General features: G+C 46.1%; 24 protein-coding genes. 22 read left to right on the top strand and 2 right to left on the bottom strand.

What is annotated here, in order from left to right; all coding sequences use genetic code 11:
• Positions 1–39 precede the first annotated feature (39 nt).
• Positions 40–288: a ferredoxin gene (locus BTO30_RS04675; RefSeq protein ID WP_075397557.1), complete on the bottom strand. Its 249-nt coding sequence runs from the start codon at positions 286–288 to the stop codon at positions 40–42.
• A 194-nt stretch (positions 289–482) separates the two neighbouring features.
• Here BTO30_RS04675 and BTO30_RS04670 point away from each other — a divergent pair, with 194 nt between their 5' ends.
• From BTO30_RS04670 to BTO30_RS04645, 6 genes are all read left to right on the top strand, one after another.
• A complete protein-coding gene (locus BTO30_RS04670) occupies positions 483–1,535 on the top strand; it encodes a YpbB family protein (RefSeq protein WP_075397556.1) in 1,053 nt (350 codons plus the stop codon).
• The gene (locus BTO30_RS04665; RefSeq protein ID WP_075397555.1) at positions 1,535–2,977 is read left to right on the top strand and encodes a RecQ family ATP-dependent DNA helicase; all 1,443 of its coding nucleotides are present in this window, start codon (positions 1,535–1,537) and stop codon (positions 2,975–2,977) included. Before BTO30_RS04670 ends, BTO30_RS04665 begins: the two co-directional genes overlap by 1 nt.
• Positions 2,978–3,055: 78 nt before the next feature.
• Positions 3,056–3,337: a hypothetical protein gene (locus BTO30_RS04660; RefSeq protein ID WP_075397554.1), complete on the top strand. Its 282-nt coding sequence runs from the start codon at positions 3,056–3,058 to the stop codon at positions 3,335–3,337.
• A gap of 32 nt (positions 3,338–3,369) precedes the next feature.
• Positions 3,370–4,134, top strand: coding sequence for a metallophosphoesterase (locus BTO30_RS04655; protein ID WP_075397553.1), 765 nt, complete (start codon positions 3,370–3,372; stop codon positions 4,132–4,134).
• Between the two features lie 63 nt (positions 4,135–4,197).
• Positions 4,198–5,082: a MerR family transcriptional regulator gene (locus tag BTO30_RS04650; protein WP_075397552.1), complete on the top strand. Its 885-nt coding sequence runs from the start codon at positions 4,198–4,200 to the stop codon at positions 5,080–5,082.
• Between the two features lie 74 nt (positions 5,083–5,156).
• Positions 5,157–6,134: a YpdA family putative bacillithiol disulfide reductase gene (locus BTO30_RS04645; protein WP_075397551.1), complete on the top strand. Its 978-nt coding sequence runs from the start codon at positions 5,157–5,159 to the stop codon at positions 6,132–6,134.
• 11 nt (positions 6,135–6,145) lie between these two features.
• Here BTO30_RS04645 and BTO30_RS04640 read toward each other — a convergent pair whose 3' ends face one another.
• On the bottom strand, positions 6,146–7,099 hold the full coding sequence (locus tag BTO30_RS04640; protein ID WP_075397550.1) for an asparaginase: 954 nt from the start codon (positions 7,097–7,099) through the stop codon (positions 6,146–6,148).
• Positions 7,100–7,185: 86 nt separating this feature from the next.
• On the opposite strand from BTO30_RS04640, the gene prsW reads away from it, so the two are divergent.
• The 16 genes from prsW (at position 7,186) to BTO30_RS04560 (ending at position 21,526) form a co-directional block, all read left to right on the top strand.
• Complete coding sequence (gene prsW, locus BTO30_RS04635) at positions 7,186–7,854, top strand: glutamic-type intramembrane protease PrsW (protein ID WP_075397549.1); 669 nt, start codon at positions 7,186–7,188, stop codon at positions 7,852–7,854.
• Positions 7,855–7,959: 105 nt separating this feature from the next.
• Complete coding sequence (sleB, locus tag BTO30_RS04630) at positions 7,960–8,709, top strand: spore cortex-lytic enzyme (protein ID WP_075397548.1); 750 nt, start codon at positions 7,960–7,962, stop codon at positions 8,707–8,709.
• 11 nt (positions 8,710–8,720) lie between these two features.
• Positions 8,721–10,052 carry a germination protein YpeB gene (gene ypeB / locus BTO30_RS04625; protein ID WP_075397547.1) on the top strand — a complete coding sequence of 444 codons (1,332 nt, stop codon included), beginning with the start codon at positions 8,721–8,723 and terminating at the stop codon, positions 10,050–10,052.
• Positions 10,053–10,154: 102 nt separating this feature from the next.
• Positions 10,155–10,817, top strand: a complete 663-nt coding sequence (locus BTO30_RS04620) for a flagellar brake protein (RefSeq protein WP_075397808.1) — start codon at positions 10,155–10,157, stop codon at positions 10,815–10,817.
• Positions 10,818–10,896: 79 nt separating this feature from the next.
• Positions 10,897–11,571 (top strand): (d)CMP kinase, encoded by a 675-nt coding sequence (gene cmk, locus BTO30_RS04615; protein WP_075397546.1) that lies wholly within the window; start codon positions 10,897–10,899, stop codon positions 11,569–11,571.
• Positions 11,568–12,161: a lysophospholipid acyltransferase family protein gene (locus tag BTO30_RS04610; protein WP_075397545.1), complete on the top strand. Its 594-nt coding sequence runs from the start codon at positions 11,568–11,570 to the stop codon at positions 12,159–12,161. The genes cmk and BTO30_RS04610 overlap by 4 nt, the downstream gene beginning before the upstream one ends.
• Positions 12,162–12,254: 93 nt before the next feature.
• Entirely contained in the window at positions 12,255–13,394 is a 1,140-nt protein-coding gene (gene rpsA, locus BTO30_RS04605; protein WP_075397544.1) for a 30S ribosomal protein S1, read from the top strand.
• 15 nt (positions 13,395–13,409) lie between these two features.
• On the top strand, positions 13,410–14,480 hold the full coding sequence (gene fni / locus BTO30_RS04600; RefSeq protein ID WP_075397543.1) for a type 2 isopentenyl-diphosphate Delta-isomerase: 1,071 nt from the start codon (positions 13,410–13,412) through the stop codon (positions 14,478–14,480).
• Positions 14,481–14,596: 116 nt separating this feature from the next.
• Entirely contained in the window at positions 14,597–15,907 is a 1,311-nt protein-coding gene (der, locus tag BTO30_RS04595; protein ID WP_075397542.1) for a ribosome biogenesis GTPase Der, read from the top strand.
• A gap of 20 nt (positions 15,908–15,927) precedes the next feature.
• The gene (locus BTO30_RS04590; protein WP_075397541.1) at positions 15,928–16,977 is read left to right on the top strand and encodes an NAD(P)H-dependent glycerol-3-phosphate dehydrogenase; all 1,050 of its coding nucleotides are present in this window, start codon (positions 15,928–15,930) and stop codon (positions 16,975–16,977) included.
• An 18-nt stretch (positions 16,978–16,995) separates the two neighbouring features.
• Positions 16,996–17,196 carry a DUF2768 domain-containing protein gene (locus BTO30_RS04585; protein ID WP_075397540.1) on the top strand — a complete coding sequence of 67 codons (201 nt, stop codon included), beginning with the start codon at positions 16,996–16,998 and terminating at the stop codon, positions 17,194–17,196.
• Between the two features lie 19 nt (positions 17,197–17,215).
• Positions 17,216–17,938, top strand: coding sequence for a hypothetical protein (locus BTO30_RS04580; protein ID WP_075397539.1), 723 nt, complete (start codon positions 17,216–17,218; stop codon positions 17,936–17,938).
• A gap of 96 nt (positions 17,939–18,034) precedes the next feature.
• Positions 18,035–19,510 (top strand): stage IV sporulation protein A, encoded by a 1,476-nt coding sequence (spoIVA, locus tag BTO30_RS04575; protein WP_075397538.1) that lies wholly within the window; start codon positions 18,035–18,037, stop codon positions 19,508–19,510.
• Positions 19,511–19,687: 177 nt separating this feature from the next.
• A complete protein-coding gene (locus BTO30_RS04570; RefSeq protein WP_075397537.1) occupies positions 19,688–19,960 on the top strand; it encodes an HU family DNA-binding protein in 273 nt (90 codons plus the stop codon).
• Positions 19,961–20,113: 153 nt separating this feature from the next.
• On the top strand, positions 20,114–20,683 hold the full coding sequence (folE, locus tag BTO30_RS04565) for a GTP cyclohydrolase I FolE (RefSeq protein WP_075397536.1): 570 nt from the start codon (positions 20,114–20,116) through the stop codon (positions 20,681–20,683).
• Between the two features lie 87 nt (positions 20,684–20,770).
• Complete coding sequence (locus BTO30_RS04560) at positions 20,771–21,526, top strand: heptaprenyl diphosphate synthase component 1 (RefSeq protein ID WP_075397535.1); 756 nt, start codon at positions 20,771–20,773, stop codon at positions 21,524–21,526.
• Positions 21,527–21,528: the final 2 nt, after the last annotated feature.

Genomic DNA, 21,528 nt, shown 5'->3' with positions numbered 1-21,528 from the left:
GCGTAATTAAAATGGCTCCGCTAAAGGCGGAGCCATTTTTTATTCAAATTTTAATGCGTCGCCGTTAAATGGCTCTTCCGCAATTTTGATTGAATCTGTCGGGCAGCCTTCAAATGCGTCTTGCATATCTTCTTCAAGAACGTCAGGAACAGCTGCTGTCCCTTCGTTGTCATCTAAGATAACGAATGCAATGCCTTCATCATCATAGTCATAAATATCTGGTGCTGCAGCGCCGCAAGCACCGCATGCGATACATGTGTCTTTATCGACAATCGTATACTTTGCCATGAATGGACCTCCTATAAAATCTGTCAGTAAGCGTAAAAAAACACTTCTACTTTTTATTTTAAATCCGATTAATTTACTTTTCAATAAAAAACTTCTTGATCCCTGAATGATAGGGCTTACATTCTGAAAAAAAGAAATAAAAAGACAGGAACGCATGTTTTGTGATACAATAAGGCCAGTAAAAAGAAGGAGTGATGGACGTGCGGTGTCTGGAAGCCGTTATTTTGAACGCCATAAAGGCGGTAGAAGGAGAACGTACATCTTCGTCTGTTTATCACTTGTTAAAGGGGAAAAAGTCCGCACAGACGATACAGGATGCACATTTATACCGTTTAACAAAATGGTTCCATACAGCACCTTTTTTGACTTCTTCCTCATTCGAATCCATTATCAAAAAGTTAATAAATCAGGGCTATATAACCGGTGACTTATATCGTCCGTTTGCTGCACGTGAAGGTATCGAAGAAATGAACCGCTGTTTTTTACAGACAGGCACATTTCCTGAACTTTCCGGCTGGCAATTTTCAGGAACGGCGTCTGTTTTTTTCAGCCGTCTTCAGCTGCTTGTCCAGGTTGCGTCCCACTTCGCCTATCATGATAAAGCTTACTACCCTGTTACACGGGATGAAGTACTTCATGAATGGGTAAAGCGTTTTTTGAAGCAAATGCCTTGTTCAAAAGAAGTGCTCGCATCTTCCCTGTACCGCGAACTGGAGGATCTTTTTCAGCTGCTGCCGGAACAGCCGGAATGCATTGTCATCCGTTTCTCCGGTCATAACCAGACCGGGAAAACCCTCGCGCAGGCAGCTGAATGGATGGATATGGAAGAGACGGAGTATTGGTTTCGCTTTCTTCATGCCATTCACTCCATAGTGAACAGTGTGACAGCGCTGCCTCATAAAACACCTTTGCTGCAAAAGGTGATCATGGATATTTATGATCCATTGACGTTAACATTATCGGCAAGGCAGACGGCAGATTATTTGAAGAAAGGCATGACTGTTGACCAGATTGCTTCCGCAAGACAATTAAAAAAAGCGACAATTGAAGACCATATTGTGGAACTGGCGTTAAATGACCCTGCATTTACAATCCGTCCGTTTATTGAAGAAGAGAAAGAAAAAGCGGTCATTAAAGCGGCAAAGAGTGTGTCAAACCGACAATTAAAGCCAATAAAAGAACAGCTGCCGGATCATTCTTATTTTCAAATAAGGCTGGTTCTGGCGAAGGAAAGCAGGAAATCTTGATGAATATCGATCAGCTGCTCCGTGAACAATTCGGTTTTGATTCGTTTCGCCCCGGACAGAGAGAAACCATTGAATCCATTTTGTCCGGCCATAATACGCTTAGCATGCTGCCCACAGGGACAGGGAAGTCACTCTGTTATCAGCTCCCTGCTTATCTGCTGCAGGGTGCCGTCATCGTTGTTTCACCGCTTCTCTCTCTTATGCAGGATCAGACAGAACAGTTAAAAAGGCGCGGAGAAAAACGGGTGATTGCGCTGAATTCTTTTCTGCAATACGAAGAAAAAAACGCTGCACTTGCCAATCTGAACCGATATAAATTTATTTTTTTATCCCCGGAAATGCTGCAAATCCCACAGGTGATTCAAGCCCTGCGGCAGTTACAGGTTTCGTTGTTTGTTGTGGATGAAGCGCACTGCATTTCGCAGTGGGGATATGATTTTCGTCCGGATTATCGTCTGCTCGGTAACGTTCGGAATGAACTTGGCAGTCCCCTTACCCTTGCGCTGACAGCAACAGCGACAGAAAAAGTCCGAAATGATATATTAAATGGTCTCCAGCTGCATACAGTGAAAGAGTGGGTGTTTTCTGTCAATCGACCGAATATTGCTGTCCACGTGGAGAAGCTGCAGGATCAAATGGACAAGCAGGCACGGCTTATTGAACTCGTTTCTTTTTTTCAAAAGCCGGGGATTGTTTATTTTTCAGGCCGCCGGGCAGCTGAAGAAGCCGTCCATCATTTAAAACAGGCAGGGGTTGAACGCACCGCCTTTTATCACGGCGGAATGGATGCAGGAGACCGGCTTCTTATTCAGCATCAATTTTTAACAGGTGAGCTCGATGTCGTCTGTGCGACCAGTGCATTTGGAATGGGCATTAATAAAGAAAATGTTCGTTTTGTTATTCATTATCATATGCCGCCGCAAATGGAATCCTATTTACAGGAAATCGGACGGGCAGGCCGTGATGGAAATCCGTCTGCAGCTGTCCTTCTATACGTTCCCGGTGATGAAAAACTGCATGAATTTATCGCGGAAATGGAGTTTCCGGATGACGGCCAAATCCGTCAGATGACTGAACATGGGATCGCAGCCCGTGATGTGCAGCCGCCTTTATCAGAAACGCAGACGCGGTTTGCCGTTCATTACAAACAAGAAGCGGAACGCAAAAATATTAACCCTTTCCGTTATATTAGTCAGAAACGGGAATATTTACTTGAGAGAAAAGCCATTAAGCGAAAAGAAATAGTGATGTGGCTGTCCGCAGAGGAATGCCGGCGAGCCGGTTATATGCGGTTATTTAATGAAAAGCGGGCTGAACAGCAGCAATGCTGTGATGTTTGCGGAGTCAGCCTTGCTGCTTTTCAAGAAAAAACGGTGATCACCCGCAGTGAACACCGGGAGCATTGGCGCGATTTGCTGGCTCGTTTACTGCCGGAAAAATGACCTATTAACCAACGTGTACATGTCGAGTATAATAATAACAATTAATCGCTTTTTACGATCCAGCTGGGAGGAACAATCATGACGAAAGACCCTTATCGTGAAATGGCCGAAAAAAATAAACAGCCTTTAGAAAAAGTAAAGGAATCTGTTCAGGTAAGCGGTGAGGAATGGCAAAGACCCGTAAAAGAAAAAAACGGGAAAAAACGTCATTATCCGCTGCTGACAGCCCTGCTTGTTTTTTTTATTGCTTCTCCGTTTCTTGCTGTGTACGCTTTGAAAGAAGAAAAACCGGTAATGAATCAAGTCATTACAGAACAGAATGATACAGCGGATGAAGAAACGGTACAGGACACAGAATAAGAAGAATTGTTTATAGAAATGAAGGGAAAATCATGTTGAAGCAACTTATGCTGGCTGTTATGCCATTCGCTGCAGCCGGCCTTTATATGTGGAAAGAAGCATTTCATAATGAAGTGAAAGAAACAGTCATTGCCGATAATCGTTTTCCGGAAAAGGCGCCCCTTGCGCTTTTTTTTATTTCGGACATTCATCGGCGTCTCATCCATTGGTCCATTATTGAACATGTGCAGGGCCGTGCACATGCTGTCATCATCGGGGGCGATTTATGTGAGGGCGGTGTGCAGGACGAGCGGATCAGAGAAAATATAAAGCGGCTTTCAACGATCGCTCCGATTTATTTTGTGCCGGGAAATAATGATTATGAAATTGGCTTCCACCGTCTCTCCGCCATTTTTTCAGATTGGGGTGTCACGGTGCTGAAAAATGGATCGGCTTCGCTCTCCCCGGACGTGTACCTTCTCGGCACGGATGATTTAAGTAAGGGCAAGAGCGACAAACAGGCTCTGTTTCATAATGTTCCTTCACACGTCTATAAAATCGTTGTCAGCCATAACCCGGCTTTTATTCGGACCATTCAAAAAGCAGACCGAGTTGCTGCTATGTTAAGCGGCCATACACATGGCGGACAAATCCGCTTAGGACCGTGGGGGCTTTACGAAAAAGGCGGATGGAAACTGGCAGATGGGATTCATTCGCTTGTGTCCAATGGCTATGGCACAACGGGGATCCCGCTCCGTTTTGGCGCCCGGGCGGAAACACATCTCATAACGATTAGCAGAACGGGCGAGAAGATTTAAAGTTTACGCCTTGTATACCGGCTTGTATAATGACTGTACAATTAATGGGAAAGGACGAGCGTCATGAGTGAGGGAAAATATAATATTAAAGCAGTCTCCACATTGACAGGCATTCAGCCGGGGACGCTGCGGGCTTGGGAGCGGCGTTACCACATTTTAGAGCCGGTCCGTAATGAAGCAGGCCACAGATTGTATACGGACAAGCATATTTGCAAATTGAAATGGCTGTCCGAGAAAGTGCAGCAAGGCTTTACCATCAGTCAGGCGGCTGCTCTTCTCGATCAGCACGAAACAGAACCGGGATACACGGTTTCCGAGGATGTGAATAACCAGAAAGCACTGTCGGAACAACTTCTGCAGGCGCTGCTCCGTTTTGATGAAGTGAAAGCCCAGGAACTCATAAACAAAGCATTTGCTCTGTATACAATTGACAGTGTGACTGTGAATATTCTTGGCTCCCTTCTTGTCCATATTGGTAAGCTGTGGGAAGATGGAGAAATTACGACGGCACACGAGCACTTTGCGACGTCTATTCTCCGCTCACGCATTGGCATGGTGATGCATTCATTTCCACACAATGGGGTTTTGCCAAAAGTCGTAGCCGTGTGCGGCCCTGGTGAATGGCACGAACTCGGACTGCTTATTTTTACCCTTTTTGTCAGACGGCTTGGCTATGAAGTTGTTTACCTTGGAGCCAGTTTAAAAGAGGGGGATATTTTTACTGTCACAGAGACAGTTAAACCGAAATTTTTGTTTTTTTCTTGTACGCTGCGTGAAAACTTAGTGCCGACGCTGGCGCTGGCGAATGAATTGAGTAAAACGTATTCGGAGATGGAAATTGGCATTGGCGGTTCGGCGATGAGTGGTCTTCTGCCTGACGGGGCAGAGCGATATATTGTTGGAAACACGCAGGCAGAGTGGAACAGGTGGATGAGCAGCCGCTTATAAGACCGTTTAATTGAATTGTTCCGGCTGTTTTTCTACAATGTGAAAAGGAGAGAACCAGAACAGGAGCGAAAAAGATGAAAAAAGAAGACTGCATCATTGTGGGCGGTGGTCCATGCGGATTAGCAGCCGCTATCGCATTAAAGCAAATCCGCAAAAACCCGCTTGTTATTGAAAAAGGCAATGTGGTGAATGCGATTTACCAATATCCAACACACCAAACCTTTTTCAGTTCAAGTGAAAAGTTAGCCATTGGGGATGTACCGTTTATTATTGAAGAGCGAAAACCGCACCGCAATCAGGCACTTGTTTATTACCGGGAAGTTGTGAAATTAAAGCAACTGCGCGTCAACCGGTTTGAGCAGGTCAACCTGATCCACAAGCAGGAAAATGGATTGTTTCATGTAGCCACATCAAAAGGCGGCTATGAGACCCCTTACGTCGTGATTGCAACGGGGTACTATGATCACCCGAATTACATCAATATTCCAGGGGAAGAACTGGACAAGGTATTTCATTATTTTAAAGAAGCACATCCGTTTTTTGATATGGACACGGTGGTCATCGGCGGAAAAAATTCGGCGGTGGATGCGGCCCTTGAGCTGCATAAGGCCGGTGCAAGAGTAACCGTTATTTACAGAGGCAGCGGGTATTCTCCGAGTGTGAAACCGTGGATTTTACCGGAGTTTGATGCCCTTGTGCGCAATGGTGAAATTGAGATGATCTTTAACGCGGAAGCAAAAGAAATCACAACAAATACGTTTACATATGAAACAGCGGGCAAAAACGTCACGATTAAAAACGATTTCGTCTTTGCCATGACCGGCTATCATCCTGACCATTCGTTTTTATCGAAAATGGGTGTTGGAATTGACCGGGAAACCGGACGCCCGATTTACAACGAAGAAACGAAGGAAACGAATGTGGACGGCATTTTTATTGCCGGAGTGATTGCAGCCGGCAATAACGCCAATGAGATATTTATTGAAAACGGGCGCTTTCACGGCGGCGAAATTGCCGCAGCGATTGCGGAACGGGAAAAAGGCGGGGCATAAGCCCGGCCTTTTTATGCGAAAAGAGACGGCAGGTCTTTTTTTCGGCCGGCTGATAAAGCGGCGAATAATTTAAGACGGGCTTTCGGTCCGTTTAATCCGCTTGAAAAGAGAGCACCGGCCTCTTTTAATGTACGGCCGCCGCCTTCATACGAATAGGCCGGCTGTACAATGCCGCTTGCGCATCTCGACGCAATAACGACAGGAACACCGGATTTGATCAACTGACGGACGGCTTGTGCGGCAGCTGGCGGCAAATTGCCCTGACCAAGCGCTTCGATCACCACACCGTCACATGATGAAAGCTGGTTCAAAAGGAAAGAATCCATGCCGGCATAGGCGGTTAAGACTGGGATCGTTAAATCAACTTTCCGGATATCGAATGTTTCCAGCGGGGCTGGAGTGCTGTAAAAATGGGCGCCGCTTTTCAGCACGACACCGATTGGACCGGCATCCAAACTTTGAAAAGCGGACAGGTTGCCGGTGTTTGCTTTCGTTACATAACGTGCGCTGTGAATCGTTTCATTCATAACGACCATAACACCTTTCCCTACTGATTCATCATGGATGACGGTTTTGACGGCCGCGATTAAATTCGGTAGACCGTCTGCGCCGATTTCATTACTCGAACGCATGGCACCTGTGACAACAACTGGAATGCTTCTGGACAATGTCAAATCTAAAAAATAGGCGGTTTCTTCCAATGTGTCGGTTCCGTGTGTCACGACTACCCCATCCGCTTCTGTCTGTTCGATTAATTCTTTCAGAATGATCATTTCACTTATCGTCATATGAGGTGATGGAATTTGAAAGGGTTCTTTCACAGTGAAAAAGGCATCGACGCCGGGTATTTCACTTACGTCTGCGATCGGGTTGCCGCCATGCGGCCCGACCGACCCTGCTGAGGCATTTTCTTTCATGGAAATGGTTCCGCCGGTGTGTATGAGCAAAATGTGTTTTTCGGTCATGTAATCTGCTCCTTTTTGAATGCTGGTTTTCAATCCGCATTACTCATGATACGATGGAAAAAACAGAAAGAAAAGAGGAAAAGCGTATGCTCCCGATTCTTTCCGCGGGAATTGCACCCGGCCTTGCGCTTCTTGTGTTTTTTTATTTGCGGGACCGGTATGAATCGGAACCGGTCATAATGGTGGCCAGAGCGTTTTTATATGGAGCCGTTATTACCTTTCCGGTCATGTTTTTACAGTATGTGATTCAGGAAGAACAACTTCTGTCCGGCGGTTTTTTACAGGCGTTTTTTTCAACAGCGATGCCTGAAGAATTTATGAAATGGTTTATTTTATATTACTTAATTTACAGTCATACTCATTTTGACGAGCCCTACGACGGCATTGTATATGCGACAAGTGTATCGCTCGGTTTTGCAACGGCGGAAAATGTACTCTATTTGGCAGCACATGGTATAGAGCACGCCTTTATGAGGGCGCTTTTGCCTGTATCGAGCCATGCACTGTTCGGCGTGATTATGGGCTATTATTTCGGCCGGGCCAAGTTCGGCAAACCGCATTTACAAAAGAAAATGCTCAGCCTGGCGTTTTTTATTTCTTTTTTGCTTCATGGATTATTTGACTACATTTTATTTATCGAGCACTCGTGGGTTTATTACATTATTCCATTCATGCTTTTTTTATGGTGGTTTGCTCTCAGAAAAGCAAAGAAAGCTCACCTGTCAACAGAAGTATATCATCGGACAAAAACGTAAAAAGACGCTGTAAGATGCATTCAATCTTACAGCGTCTTTTTATATGAATAAAAGGCTGCTGGGCGTGTCACACTAATCTCATAACAAAACAGGATGGTGAACGATATGCGCAAATGGAAACAAGCGGCCTTTGTCTGTATAGTGTCGATTCTTTTATTTACAGCCCATCACGCCGGTGCGTTTTCCAATCAGGTTATTCAGCGGGGCGCGGAAGGGGATGATGTCATTGAGCTTCAGGCACGGCTTCAGTATACAGGGTATTACCGCGATCAGATCGATGGTGTATTCGGATGGTCCACATACTGGGCACTTCGAAACTTTCAAGAGTCGTTCGGCTTGCCGGTTGATGGACTTGCCGGCACAGCTACAAAAAGAAAGCTTGAGCAAGCCTCTAAGTATGATGAATCATATGTGAAAAGCCAGATACGAAAAGGACGCTCATTTACGTACTATGGAGGAGCGGACACAACCGCGCAGTCCGTCAATTCACCAGCGGGATTCTCGCAAAATGATATTCAATTAATGGCTAATGCGGTTTACGGAGAAGCCCGTGGTGAACCATATGAAGGGCAGGTAGCCGTTGCGGCGGTTATTTTAAACCGAATTTCCAGTGAAAGTTTTCCGAACACTGCGGCCGGCGTCATTTTTGAACCTGGTGCATTCACAGCCGTCGCGGACGGACAAATATGGCTGACACCAAATGAAACGGCAAAACAAGCGGTACTTGATGCAATTAACGGATGGGATCCGACCGGTGAAGCACTCTATTACTTTAACCCGGACACCGCGACAAGCGAATGGATCTGGTCCAGACCGCAAATTAAAAAAATCGGCCAGCATATTTTTTGTGAATAGGAGGGAATCACATGCGTTCATTTATCATTGCGGCTCTTAGTATACTGCTTGTTGTTACGGCCATATGGGGATTTTCTCAGTACCGCCAAAAACAGGAGCTGTTCATTGAAGCTGAAAATGGCTACCAGCAGGCATTTCATGAGCTCGTTTACCAAGTTGATGTCATTCATGACCGGACCGGTGAAGCATTGGCAATGAATTCAAAAGAAAATTTAACCCCGGCATTGACCGATGTATGGAGACTTACATCGGAAGCCCATAATGCGATCAGCCGGCTGCCGCTTGGTTTCATGCCATTTTCTAAAACGGAAGAGTTTTTGGGATCAAGCGGGGATTTTACCTATAAAACAGCCGTCCGGGATTTGGATAATGAGCCGCTTTCCGATAAGGAATATGAACAGCTGAAAACGTTGTACAGCCAGGCAGCTGATATTCAAAAAGAATTGCGAACCGTTCAGATGTCAGTTCTAGACAAAAATTTACGCTGGACGGACATTGCCCACGCAACAGCAGATGGCGATGAGCCGACAGATAATACGGTTATAGATGGATTTAATACGCTTGAAAACAAAGCGACCGAGTTTTCAGAAGCAAATGTGTTTGAAGCGGGACAGACGCAAAAAACAGTATCGGACGATGCATTAAAACGATTAACAGGTGAAAAGATAACAAAAAAAGAAGCGGAGTTGATTGCAAAAGAATATTTCGGCGTTGATCCGGAAGTGACGACCGTGGAAAAAAGCTTAAAAGGGGCGGCAATCCCCTTTTATAATGTATCGGTAATCGGTCGAAAAGGAGAAGAAGCTAGCATGGACGTAACAGAAAAAGGCGGCTATCCACTTACGTTTACCGTGAACAGAACGATCGAAAAGAAGAAAATCAGTCTGCACGATGCCTCCCAAAAAGCGGCTGCTTTTTTGAAAAAGCAGGGGTTTGACAATATGGTCATGACGAATAGTACCCAATATGATCACACCGGCGTCTTTACCTTTACTACGAAGCAGGGGGATACCATCGTTTATCCGGAATCAGTCACGATTAAAACGGCGCTTGACAATGGCGGTATAACAGGTCTTGAGGCGCAAAATTACTGGAAAAATAAGCAGACACGCCAGATCGAAAAACCGGCATTGACACCGGATGAGGCAAAAAAGAAGCTGCATCCAAAGTTAACGGTGATGGAAGAGCAGCTGGCTGTTGTGACAAATGAAATGGGAGATGATGTACTCTGTTATGAATTTTTAGCGGAAAACGGTACTGCGTCCTATCGGATTTTTATTAATGCAAAAGATGGGAAAGAAGAGCGGATTGAAAAGCTTGCTGAAGCAGAAGCCGGTTATTAAAAAAAGAAGGTGATTGCATTCCTTCCGGCTTTCTATTATAATTTTTTCCAGTACACGCCTTAGGATAGAAGGCGTACTTCCCGAAAAAAGTGAGTGATGGGTATGCTTGAAGTCGGCGTGACAATGCTACTGGAAACGTTTGATGCGGCAAGTAAAAAAGAGGAATACCGCTGTAAGGTGACGGACTTGGAAGATGGGAAAATATACATTGATTATCCCATAAATGTGGAAACAAACAAAACTGTTTTTATGCTTGATGGTATGCAGCTGGCGGCTAATTTTATTGATCCGGCCTCATCGGCGGCAGTCTGCATGTTTCGCACGGAAGTATTGGGAAGAGTCAAGAAAAAAATTCCGATGCTTATGCTGCGTGATCCGGGTCAAAATGAATACATTCGCGTGCAGCGCCGAAAGTTTGTACGTGTACAGACCGCTGTTGACGTAGCCGTTCAATTTGATGGAAAACCTTCTTTTGCTACCGTGACAGATGACATCAGTGCCGGCGGGGCAGCGGTCCTCCTGCCGCACAATACTATGGTGGAAGAAGGCGCGGAAGCTTGTTTATATGTCGTCATTCCATCATCTAATGGTGAAAACCAATATCTTGAATTGAAGGCTTCTCTTGTACGCGTCCATTCAAATGATAAAAGTGATCGGCGGACAGCTTCGCTTCAATTTCAGGATATCAGCCATCATGATCAGCAGCTATTGATGCGTTTTTGTTTCGAAAAACAGCTTCAATTGCGAAAAAAAGGTTTAGAATAAGAGCCCAATGCGGGTTCTTTTTTTGTATCCGTACGTATGTGTGATAAAATAAAAAAGACTTTTTTGAAGAGGTGACCCAATGGAAAAACAGATTCAAATTGCGATTGACGGGCCGGCCGCTGCCGGAAAAAGCACAGCGGCGAAACTGGTGGCAGCACGGCTTTCATATATTTATATTGATACAGGTGCGATGTATAGATCCATTACGTATAAAGCCATTCAATCGGGCATAAATCTTGAAGACGGGGAAGCGCTTGGCCGGCTGCTTGCCAAAACAGACATTACATTGAAACAGGGGGAGGACGGGCAGAGTGTCTTCCTGGACGGCGTCGATGTGACGGACGAAATTCGCAAAGATGAAGTCACGAACAATGTTTCTGCTGTTGCGCTCCACGGCGAAGTGCGCCGCGATATGACCATTCGTCAGCAGCAGCTCGCTTCAAAAGGCGGTGTTGTTATGGATGGGCGGGATATTGGAACGAGCGTACTTCCAAATGCAGAATTGAAAATATTTTTGCTGGCCGGTGTTGAAGAGCGGGCAAAAAGACGTCATCAGGAAAATATGAAAAAAGGATTTTCATCAGATTTGGAGAATTTAAAAAGAGAGATTGCTGCGCGCGACCGCATGGATATGGAACGATTGGAATCTCCGCTGAAAAAAGCGAAAGATGCCATTGAAATCGATACAACATTCATGACAATTGAGCAAGTGGTGGAAGAAATTATGAAGAATGTGCAAGAAAGGATCGGATGACGGTGGTTACATTTTATACAGTCGCAAAAACAGTAGTGAAAATCGTATTAACACCTGTCTACCGTATTCAAGTAACCGGTCTGGAACATTTTCCGGAAGAAGGCGGCGTGCTTCTGTGCGCCAACCATATTGACAATCTTGATCCGCCTGTTGTCGGCATCACGTCAAAGCGTCCGGTCCGTTTTATGGCAAAGGAAGAACTTTTTCGGTTGAAATGGTCGGGAAAATTGATGCGTGGATTAAACGCATTTCCGGTAAAGAGGGGTATGAGTGACCGTGAAGCATTGCGGAGCGGACTGAAATTGTTAAAAGAAGGACAAGTGCTCGGACTTTTTCCGGAAGGCACCCGCTCGAAAGACGGCCGCCTTGGAAAAGGACTGGCCGGCGCCGGCTTTTTTGCCCTGCGTACCGAGGCAGCGGTCGTGCCATGTGCGGTCCTTGGGCCTTATAAAATAGGGCGCAAGTTAAAGGTCGTATACGGCCCTCCGATTGATATGCAGCCTCTCAGGGACCGGAAAGCATCCGCTGAAGAAGCGACGGAAACCATTATGAACGCCATCGGCCGATTAATTCAGGAACATTCCGCATGAGCTTCCAACTTGACAAATTCGCGCGTTTGTAAGAAGTTAGAAGAAAGAATTTTTTAAAAATTGACAGCAGTTTTGTATTGAGGAGGATTACATATGACAGAGGATATGAACCAGGTAGAAGTGAACAACTACTCCGTTGGTGATAAAGTGCGCGCCACGGTCGTGAAAGTCGAAGAAAAGCAAGTCCAGGTGGAAATCGCGGACAGCAAGAAAGACGGCATTATTCCGATCAGTGAACTGTCAAGCCTTCACGTAGAAAAAGCATCGGACGTCGTCAAAGAAGGCGACGAGCTTGAACTGCTTGTAACAAAAGAAGAAGATGATCTTTTCGTTTTATCAAAACGCAAAGCGGACGCGGAAACAGCGTGGGAGGATATGCAGCGCCGTTTTGAAGAAGGAGAAATTTTTGAAGCGGAAATTAAAGAAGTCGTCAAAGGCGGCCTTGTTGTCGATCTTGGCATACGCGGCTTTATTCCGGCTTCGCTTGTTGAAGATCACTTCGTTGAAGACTTTGAAGATTATAAAGGAAGAGTCATGAAGCTTAAGATTGTTGAGCTTGAACAAGATAAAAACCGATTGATTTTATCACACCGTGCGGTTCTCGACATTGAAAAAGCAGAAAATAAACAAAAAGTGCTTGAGGATATTCAAGCAGGAGATGTATTAGAAGGAAAAGTACAGCGCTTAACAGATTTCGGCGCATTTGTTGATATTGGCGGTGTGGATGGTCTTGTTCATATCTCACAGCTGTCTCATGAGCACGTTGAAAAGCCGTCCGATGTGTTAACGGAAGGCGAAGAAGTAAAAGTAAAAGTACTTTCGATTGACCGCGACAGTGAGCGGATTTCGTTATCGATTAAAGAAACTCTTCCTGGACCGTGGGAGAATATTGCCGATCGTGCGCCGATTGGATCAGTGCTTGAAGGGACGGTAAAACGCCTCGTGTCATATGGTGCATTTGTTGAAGTGTTCCCGGGCGTAGAAGGACTTGTGCATATTTCTCAAATTTCAAACCGCCACATCGGAACCCCTCATGAAGTTCTGGAAGAAGGACAGAGTGTAAAAGTGAAAGTCCTTGATGCGAATGAAAATGAACATCGCCTTTCACTCACAATGAAGCCATTTGCAGAACAGGAAGAAGAAGAAACGGTGGATTCATATGAACTGCCGGAAGAAAGTTCAGGTTTTCAGATCGGTGATATTCTAGGTGATCAATTAAAAGACTTAAAATAAGATGGTGATGGATAATTGAGCAGAGCGGAACGAAAGATTGACCATATTCATTATGCGCTTTCTACGGGACAAAGCCGCGGAACCGGACTGAACGAGATTCAGTTCGTTCACCGCAGTCTTCCCGGTTCCTCTGTCAATCAAATATCGCTTTCAACCGAAATCGGCGGACTTCAGTGGAGTTCGCCGATTTTTGTGAATGCGATGACTGGCGGAGGCGGCGAGGCAACGGAAAATATAAATCGCCAACTGGCTGAATTAGCGGCTGTATGCGATATTCCGATGGCGGTTGGTTCGCAGATGTCGGCGATTCGTCACCCTGAAGAACGAAGCACCTTTAGCGCAGCTCGAAAAGCGAATCCGAATGGACTGTTGTTTGCCAATATTGGGTCAGAAGCAACGGTGGGGGAAGCGCTTGCCGTCTGCGACATGATAGAGGCAGATGCGCTGCAAATTCATTTAAATGTGATTCAAGAGCTGGCGATGCCGGAAGGAGACCGTGATTTTCAAGGGGCTGTCGAGCGGATCGATGCAATTTGCAGCCGAGTGCCAGTGCCTGTTATTGTGAAAGAAACGGGGTTCGGCATCGGGCGTGAAGCTGCCGAGCTACTAAATGACTTGCCTGTAGCTGCCATTGATACGGGCGGTTTTGGCGGGACGAATTTTGCCGCTATTGAAAATGAGCGGGCTGAAAAGCCGATGGCCTTTTTTAATGGATGGGGAATTCGCACAGCTGCCTCCATCGTCGAAACCGCGGCAGGAGCACCCGGGAAACGGGTTGTGGCATCAGGCGGTCTCCAGCATGCGGAAGATGTCGTGAAATCAATTGCGCTCGGTGCTTCCGCCGCGGGCATGTCAGGCTTTTTGCTGAACATTTTACTGATGGATGGCCTGGAGGCATTAATCGAATTTGTGGAGCAAATAAAAAAAGATATAAGAATGATGATGTGCGCCCTCGGTGCCAAAACGATAGGAGATTTGCATCAGGTGCCGCTTATCATTCATGGTGAAACACATCATTGGCTGCGGGCCCGCGGCTGTGAACCGGATCGTTTTGCGATGCGGCGCCCGCCTTCATTTGATTCATGACGAAAATATTGATAAAATAAATTGTTGATTGAACCCCTTCTCACGGCAGAAGGGTTTTCTTTTGAACAAAATAAAATAAAGAAATAAATGGATGAACCATTGAAGGGAAAGATGAAATGATGAAACGGACTGTGGCTATTGTCGGCAGACCAAACGTCGGCAAGTCGACGATCTTTAACCGCATTGCCGGCGAGCGCATTTCGATTGTCGAAGATGTGCCCGGTGTAACACGTGACCGTATTTACAGCTCGGGTGAATGGCTGACGCATGAATTTAACATCATTGATACAGGAGGGATTGATATCGGTGATGAACCGTTCCTTGAACAAATTCGCCAGCAGGCGGAAATTGCGATTGAAGAAGCAGATGTCATTCTTTTTATTGTAAATGGACGTGAAGGTGTGACATCAGCGGATGAAGAAGTGGCCAAAATTTTGTATCGTTCTAAAAAGCCGGTCGTCCTCGGGGTCAACAAAATTGATAATCCGGATATGCGCAGTGACATTTACGACTTTTATTCCCTCGGTTTTGGCGAACTTTTTCCGATTTCCGGCTCACATGGAATTGGCCTGGGTGATCTTCTTGATGAAGTCGTCTCTCACTTTCCGGCGGGCGAAGATAAACCGTACGAAGATGACGTCATTAAATTTTCATTGATCGGCCGTCCAAATGTCGGCAAGTCGTCACTTGTGAATGCGCTGCTTGGCGAAGAACGTGTCATTGTCAGTGATATTGCCGGAACAACGCGCGATGCAGTTGACTCCCCGTATACGTATAACGGACAAAAATACGTGATTATTGATACAGCCGGCATGCGCAAAAAAGGGAAAGTGTATGAAACAACTGAAAAATACAGCATTTTGCGTGCAATGCGTGCCATTGAACGTTCTGACGTTGTTCTCGTTGTCTTAAATGGAGAAGAAGGCATCCGGGAGCAGGATAAACATATTGCCGGCTATGCGCATGAAGCAGGCCGTGCGATTGTCATTGTTGTGAATAAATGGGATGCGGTTGAAAAAGATGAAAAAACGATGAGTGAATTTGAAGAAAACATCCGCAGCCAGTTTCAGTTTTTGGATTATGCGCCGATCGTGTATTTATCTGCGAAAACAAAAAAACGCATTCACACGCTGATGCCGTATATTGACCGAGCGAGCGAAAGTCATTCTATGCGTGTTCAGTCGAGTGTGCTGAACGATGTCATTGCAGATGCCGTCGCAATGAATCCTGCGCCATCTGATAAAGGAAAACGTCTCCGCGTCTACTATGCCACTCAGGTTGCTGTCAAGCCGCCGACGTTTGTTGTGTTTGTGAACGAGCCGGAACTGATGCACTTTTCGTACATTCGCTTCTTAGAAAATCGCATTCGGGATGCGTTTGAATTCGAAGGAACGCCGATTCGTATTATCGCGCGTGCGAGAAAATAATCAGAAAGGCTGTGTTTGATTTGACTGAGAAAATTGCAGTGCTTGGAGCGGGGAGCTGGGGAACAGCTCTCGCGCTCGTTCTCGCCGACAACGGGCATGATGTCTTTCTATGGGCTAAAAATGAAGAAAGAATGAATGAAATCAACCGTTCTCACACGAACAGCCGCTATTTGCCGGATATTTTGCTGCCGCAAAACATTACGGGTACGACATCACTTCACGAGGCACTGGCCGGCGTCGATGTTGTGGTGCTGGCAGTCCCGACAAAAGCGATCCGGGAAGTCGCGGCGCAAATTGTGTCTACTGTCCAAAAACCCGTTACGGTTGTTCATGTTTCAAAAGGGATTGAACCGGATTCATTGCTGCGCATTTCAGAAATGATCGAGCAGGAAATGCCGGCTGAGGTGCTGCGTCATGTCGTTGTGTTATCGGGTCCTTCTCATGCGGAAGAGGTGAGCCTCCGTCATCCGACGACGGTCACTGTATCATCTAAGTCTCAGGAAGCCGCGCAAAAAACGCAGGATTTATTTATGAATCAGCACTTCCGTGTTTACACGAATCCAGATATTATCGGCGTTGAAATTGGCGGTGCGTTAAAAAATATTATTGCACTGGCAGCGGGGATTTCAGACGGCCTCGGCTACGGGGACAATGCGAAAGCGGCACTTATTACGCGCGGCCTTGCGGAAATTGCCCGTTTAGGGACCAAAATGGGCGCCAATCCGCTGACGTTTTCCGGTCTGGCCGGTATCGGCGATCTCATTGTAACCTGTACGAGCGTGCATTCACGAAACTGGCGAGCGGGAAATATGCTCGGCAAGGGACAGAAGCTCGATGAAGTGCTTGAGAACATGGGCATGGTCGTTGAAGGAGTCCGCACGACGAAAGCCGCGCATCAGCTATCGGCGGAATATGATGTGCAAATGCCGATCACAGACGCGTTGTACCATGTTTTATTTGAACAGCAAGACCCGAAAAAAGCTGTTGATGAATTGATGGCCCGTGTGAAAAAGCATGAGCTGGAAGATTTGATTAACGTACTCGGGATGAAACAGGACGAGTCTATTTAAACGAAAGGAAGAACGGGAATGTCACCATCAATGCTCAAAATGTGGATTTCATTTGCGGGAATGGGGCTGATGATTATCTCCATTTTTTCGATTTATTTAAGCCGCTATAAATTCACCAATGGAATAATCAAAGGGGTGACCGCTCTTTTTGCTTATTTATGCATGATCGTTGGCGGTCTTATTGTGGCGTATGTGGTGTTAAGCGGACCAACCCGCTAGTAAAGGAGATCGTAGAGTGATGAAAAAAAAGAAACGGGCAGCCGCTGTTGCGATCATGATCGCTGCACTGTTTTTAAGCGGCTGTTTATATCCAGATGAAAATCTTAGTCAAAACCAGGTACCATATGAAGACCAGCTGCAGGCTGTACAATCAGCGGTAGACCAGTTTCAGTCGGAGCAGGGCGGCATTTTGCCGATTAAAACAAAAGAAGGAAACCCGCCGATTTACGAAAAATATCCAGTTGACTTCAGAAAGATTTCACCGCAGTATATGGCGGAGCCTCCCGGCAATGCCTTTGAAAGCGGCGGGATTTATCAATATGTACTCGTGGATGTTGAAACAGATCCAACGGTAAAGCTCATCGATCTGCGAATCGCTGAACATATTCAAAGTATCAATATACGTTTGATTGCACATGAGTATCCGCCATTTAAAGATACCGTGGCTGACAATGTGTACTCACTTGACTTTACCGAACTCGGCTACAAAGAGGAACCGTATGTCACAAGCCCGTACTCGCAAAAACAGCTGCCGCTGGTCATGAGCGGTGATGGAACCATTTATATTGATTATGCCGCCGATCTGTATGCAGCTTTACAGGAAACAGAAAACAAACCGGCGCCGGGTGAAGATATCCGCTATTTACTTGTGGAATCGTCGCCGTTCGTCCCTGCTTACTCCCTCCCTTATACAGTAGATGAGCAGGGGGAGCCTATTTTTATGAACGGGAAGTCTGACTGATGGAGTCAGGCTTCTTTTTTTCATAAACCCGCCGTGCTCTTCATACAATGTATTGTCGGCGGCGGACGGGCCGTCAAGTACGGAAGGGGGCCTCTTATGGAAAAGGCAGAGCTCATTAAAGATATAGCGGAAAGAACGGAAGGAGATATTTATTTAGGCGTTGTCGGAGCAGTCCGCACGGGAAAATCTACATTTATAAAACGGTTTATGGAATTGCTCGTGCTGCCTAATATGGACAGTGAATCTGAACGCCGCCGTGCCCAGGACGAATTGCCCCAAAGTGCGTCAGGTAAAACGATTATGACAACGGAGCCGAAATTTGTCCCAAGCCGTGCCGCCGCTGTTCAGGCTGGCGGCGTTCTTGTTAATATTCGGCTCGTCGACTGCGTCGGGTATGTCATTCCGGAAGCGAAAGGGTATGAAGATGAGCACGGTCCACGCATGATTCAGACACCGTGGCATGAAGAACCGATCCCGTTCCATGAAGCGGCGGACATCGGTACGCGCAAAGTGATTGAAGAGCACTCCACAATTGGTGTCGTCATTACAACGGATGGTTCATTTGGCGAAATTAGACGCGAAACATACGTGGAAGCGGAAGAAAAAGCGATTGAAGGACTGAAAGAAGTCGGAAAACCCTTTATCTTGATTATCAATACCGCGCGCCCGGATCATATTGGAACCGCACAGCTGCAGCAGGAATTAAGTGAAAAATATGACATACCGGTCCTGGCAATGTCAGTAGAAGCGATGACGGAAGCGAACGTTCTTCATGTGCTGCAGGAAGCCCTTTTTGAGTTCCCGGTGCATGAAGTCAATGTTCATCTCCCGTCATGGATTATGGCGCTTGAGGAATCACATTGGCTGCGTGACCGCTATAATGAAATGGTGAAAGAAACAGTGAAAGATATCAAACGGCTTCGTGATGTGAACCGTGTTGTCGATCAATTTGGCGGCGGTGAGTACATTGAATCGGCTGTTTTAACCGGTATGGATATGGGCCAGGGGATCGCTGAAATTAATTTGAACGCACCGGACGGATTATATGAAACTATCGTCAATGAAATTATTGGTGAGCCGCTCCGCGGAAAAGAGCATTTACTGGAAATTATGCAGCATTATGCCCGTATCAAAGAAGAGTATGGCCAAGTAGAAGAAGCGGTAAAAATGGTGAAGCAGACCGGTTACGGAGTCGCGGTTCCGTCTTTAGCTGATATGCGTCTGGAAGAACCGGAAATTATTCGCCACGGATCCAGATACGGCGTCCGAATGAAAGCCGTCGCGCCGTCCATCCACATGATTAAAGTGGATGTCGAATCCGAATTTTCCCCGATTATCGGTACAGAAAAACAAAGTGAAGAGCTTGTCCAATATGTGATGAAAGACTTTGAAGATGATCCTTTATCCATTTGGGAAAGCGATATATTCGGGCGGAATTTAAGCTCCATTGTCCGGGACGGCATCCAGTCAAAAGTATCCCTTATGCCGGATCACGCCCGTTACAAATTAAAAGATACGCTTGAAAAAATCATTAATGAAGGTTCGGGCGGAATGATTGCCATTTTACTATAGTATGCGGCCGGGCTCTCGTCATCGGGAGTCTTTTTTGCGTGAAAATGGTGAAAATGAACGATTGAGGAGGATTCTGCTTGATATGCCCGAACACATGTGATACTCTTTTAACAGAATTACGGTAAAACATTGATACAACAATGTTTATCGGGTCCTATCCGGGAGGAGGTGAATGGCATGAATAAAACTGATTTGATCAATGAAGTTGCAGAAGCAGCTGAACTTTCAAAGAAAGACGCGACTAAAGCGGTTGACGCTCTTTTCGATGCCATCCAGAACACATTGGCAAAAGGTGACAAAGTACAATTGATCGGTTTCGGCAACTTCGAAGTACGCGAACGTTCCGCTCGTAAAGGACGCAACCCGCAAACAGGGGAAGAAATCGAAATTGCTGCTAGCAAAGTACCTGCTTTCAAACCGGGTAAAGCGCTTAAAGATGCAGTTAAATAAGTACATAGCCATTCATGGCTGGAAACGGGACTGCTCCACTGGGGGCGGTCCTGTTTTTTGTGAATACTTCTTTTTGCCGGAAAATGAATCGGTATGCTAATATGAATAGCAGTACATGAATAAACGCCTTGAGCATATACAGGAGTGATTGGAATGGCTGGAGTGGATCATGCCAAAATTGAAGAGGCTGTGCGCCTTATTTTAGAAGCGGTGGGAGAAAATCCGGATCGCGAAGGGCTTCGGGAAACACCGAAGCGGGTCGCCAAAATGTATGAAGAAGCTTTTTCCGGCCTTCATACAGATCCGAAAGACTATTTTAAAACGGTTTTTGAAGAACAGTATGAGGAGCTTGTACTGGTAAAAGATATTCCGTTTTATTCTATGTGTGAACATCATCTTGTTCCTTTTTTCGGCCGCGCTCATGTTGCGTACATGCCAAAAAGCGGGAAAGTCACCGGACTAAGCAAACTCGCCCGTGCCGTTGAAACGGTTGCGCGACGTCCGCAGCTGCAGGAACGAATTACGAATGAAGTAGCCGATGCCATTATGGATATGCTTGAGCCGCATGGGGCGATGGTGATTGTCGAAGCGGAACATATGTGCATGGCGATGCGCGGTGTGAAAAAGCCGGGAGCGAAGACGGTCACGACAGCGGCACGCGGGCGCTATGAAAATGATGCGCAGCTTCGGACAGAATTGCTCTCGCTCATTCGTTCGTCATAATGGCCGTTTTATGATATACTGTACTTGTTTTGAGTGAACGGGAAACAAAAAATCAATGAATTGATTCGAGATTGAGGGGTTTTAGTAATGGATGAGTGGCAAAAAGAACAGACAGCACTGGTGGAGGAAATCAGCCGGACATGCGCACAGCCATTTTTGGCGAAAGTGATAGGTGCTCCTCATATTAACCCTTTGCGGGTGTCTGCTTTAATGCTGGCATTTTCCGATCAGGAACGAACAAAACCGCACGTGCAAAAACAAATGACAGCTGCTATACTCATTCAACTGGCCCTTGATACGCACGACCGGATTGCGCCTGACACAGCGGAGATTTCGCAAAAACACCAGTTGATTGTCCTGGCGGGTGATTATTTCAGCGGGATGTATTACCGGACGCTGGCGGAAGCGGGATGTATTCATTATGTACGGCTGCTGGCTGAAGCAGTCAAAAACGTCAACGAAATGAAAACAGCCCTTCACCGGAAAGAGTGCGTGACAGCATCCAATGTATTTCACACAGTGCGAGTGGTGGAATCAGATATTATTCGTGCTGTTTATCACGAAAATGAGGCGGATATTTACCTGATTGAAGCGGTATCGTCATTATTGACAGCAGAACGTTTGCGCAATGAACAAGACAAGCCTTTCTTTGTGTACGATGCCCTGTTTCATGTACTCGGTGATTCATCGCAAGTAGTCCATGAAATAGATCGTCATTTACACGAACTGGAAATGGATATTTTGAAACATATAAAGAAGCTTGACCAACAGGCCGCGGCAGTTGTACAGACAGAATTTGATCGCATATTTGACCGTGAACTTCGATATGCGGAAGAAGGGTGACA

The sequence above is a fragment of the Domibacillus antri genome, assembly GCF_001936625.1.
In the GTDB taxonomy this organism is placed as follows: domain Bacteria; phylum Bacillota; class Bacilli; order Bacillales; family Domibacillaceae; genus Domibacillus; species Domibacillus antri.
This window is presented reverse-complemented; position numbering and strand designations above follow the sequence as displayed.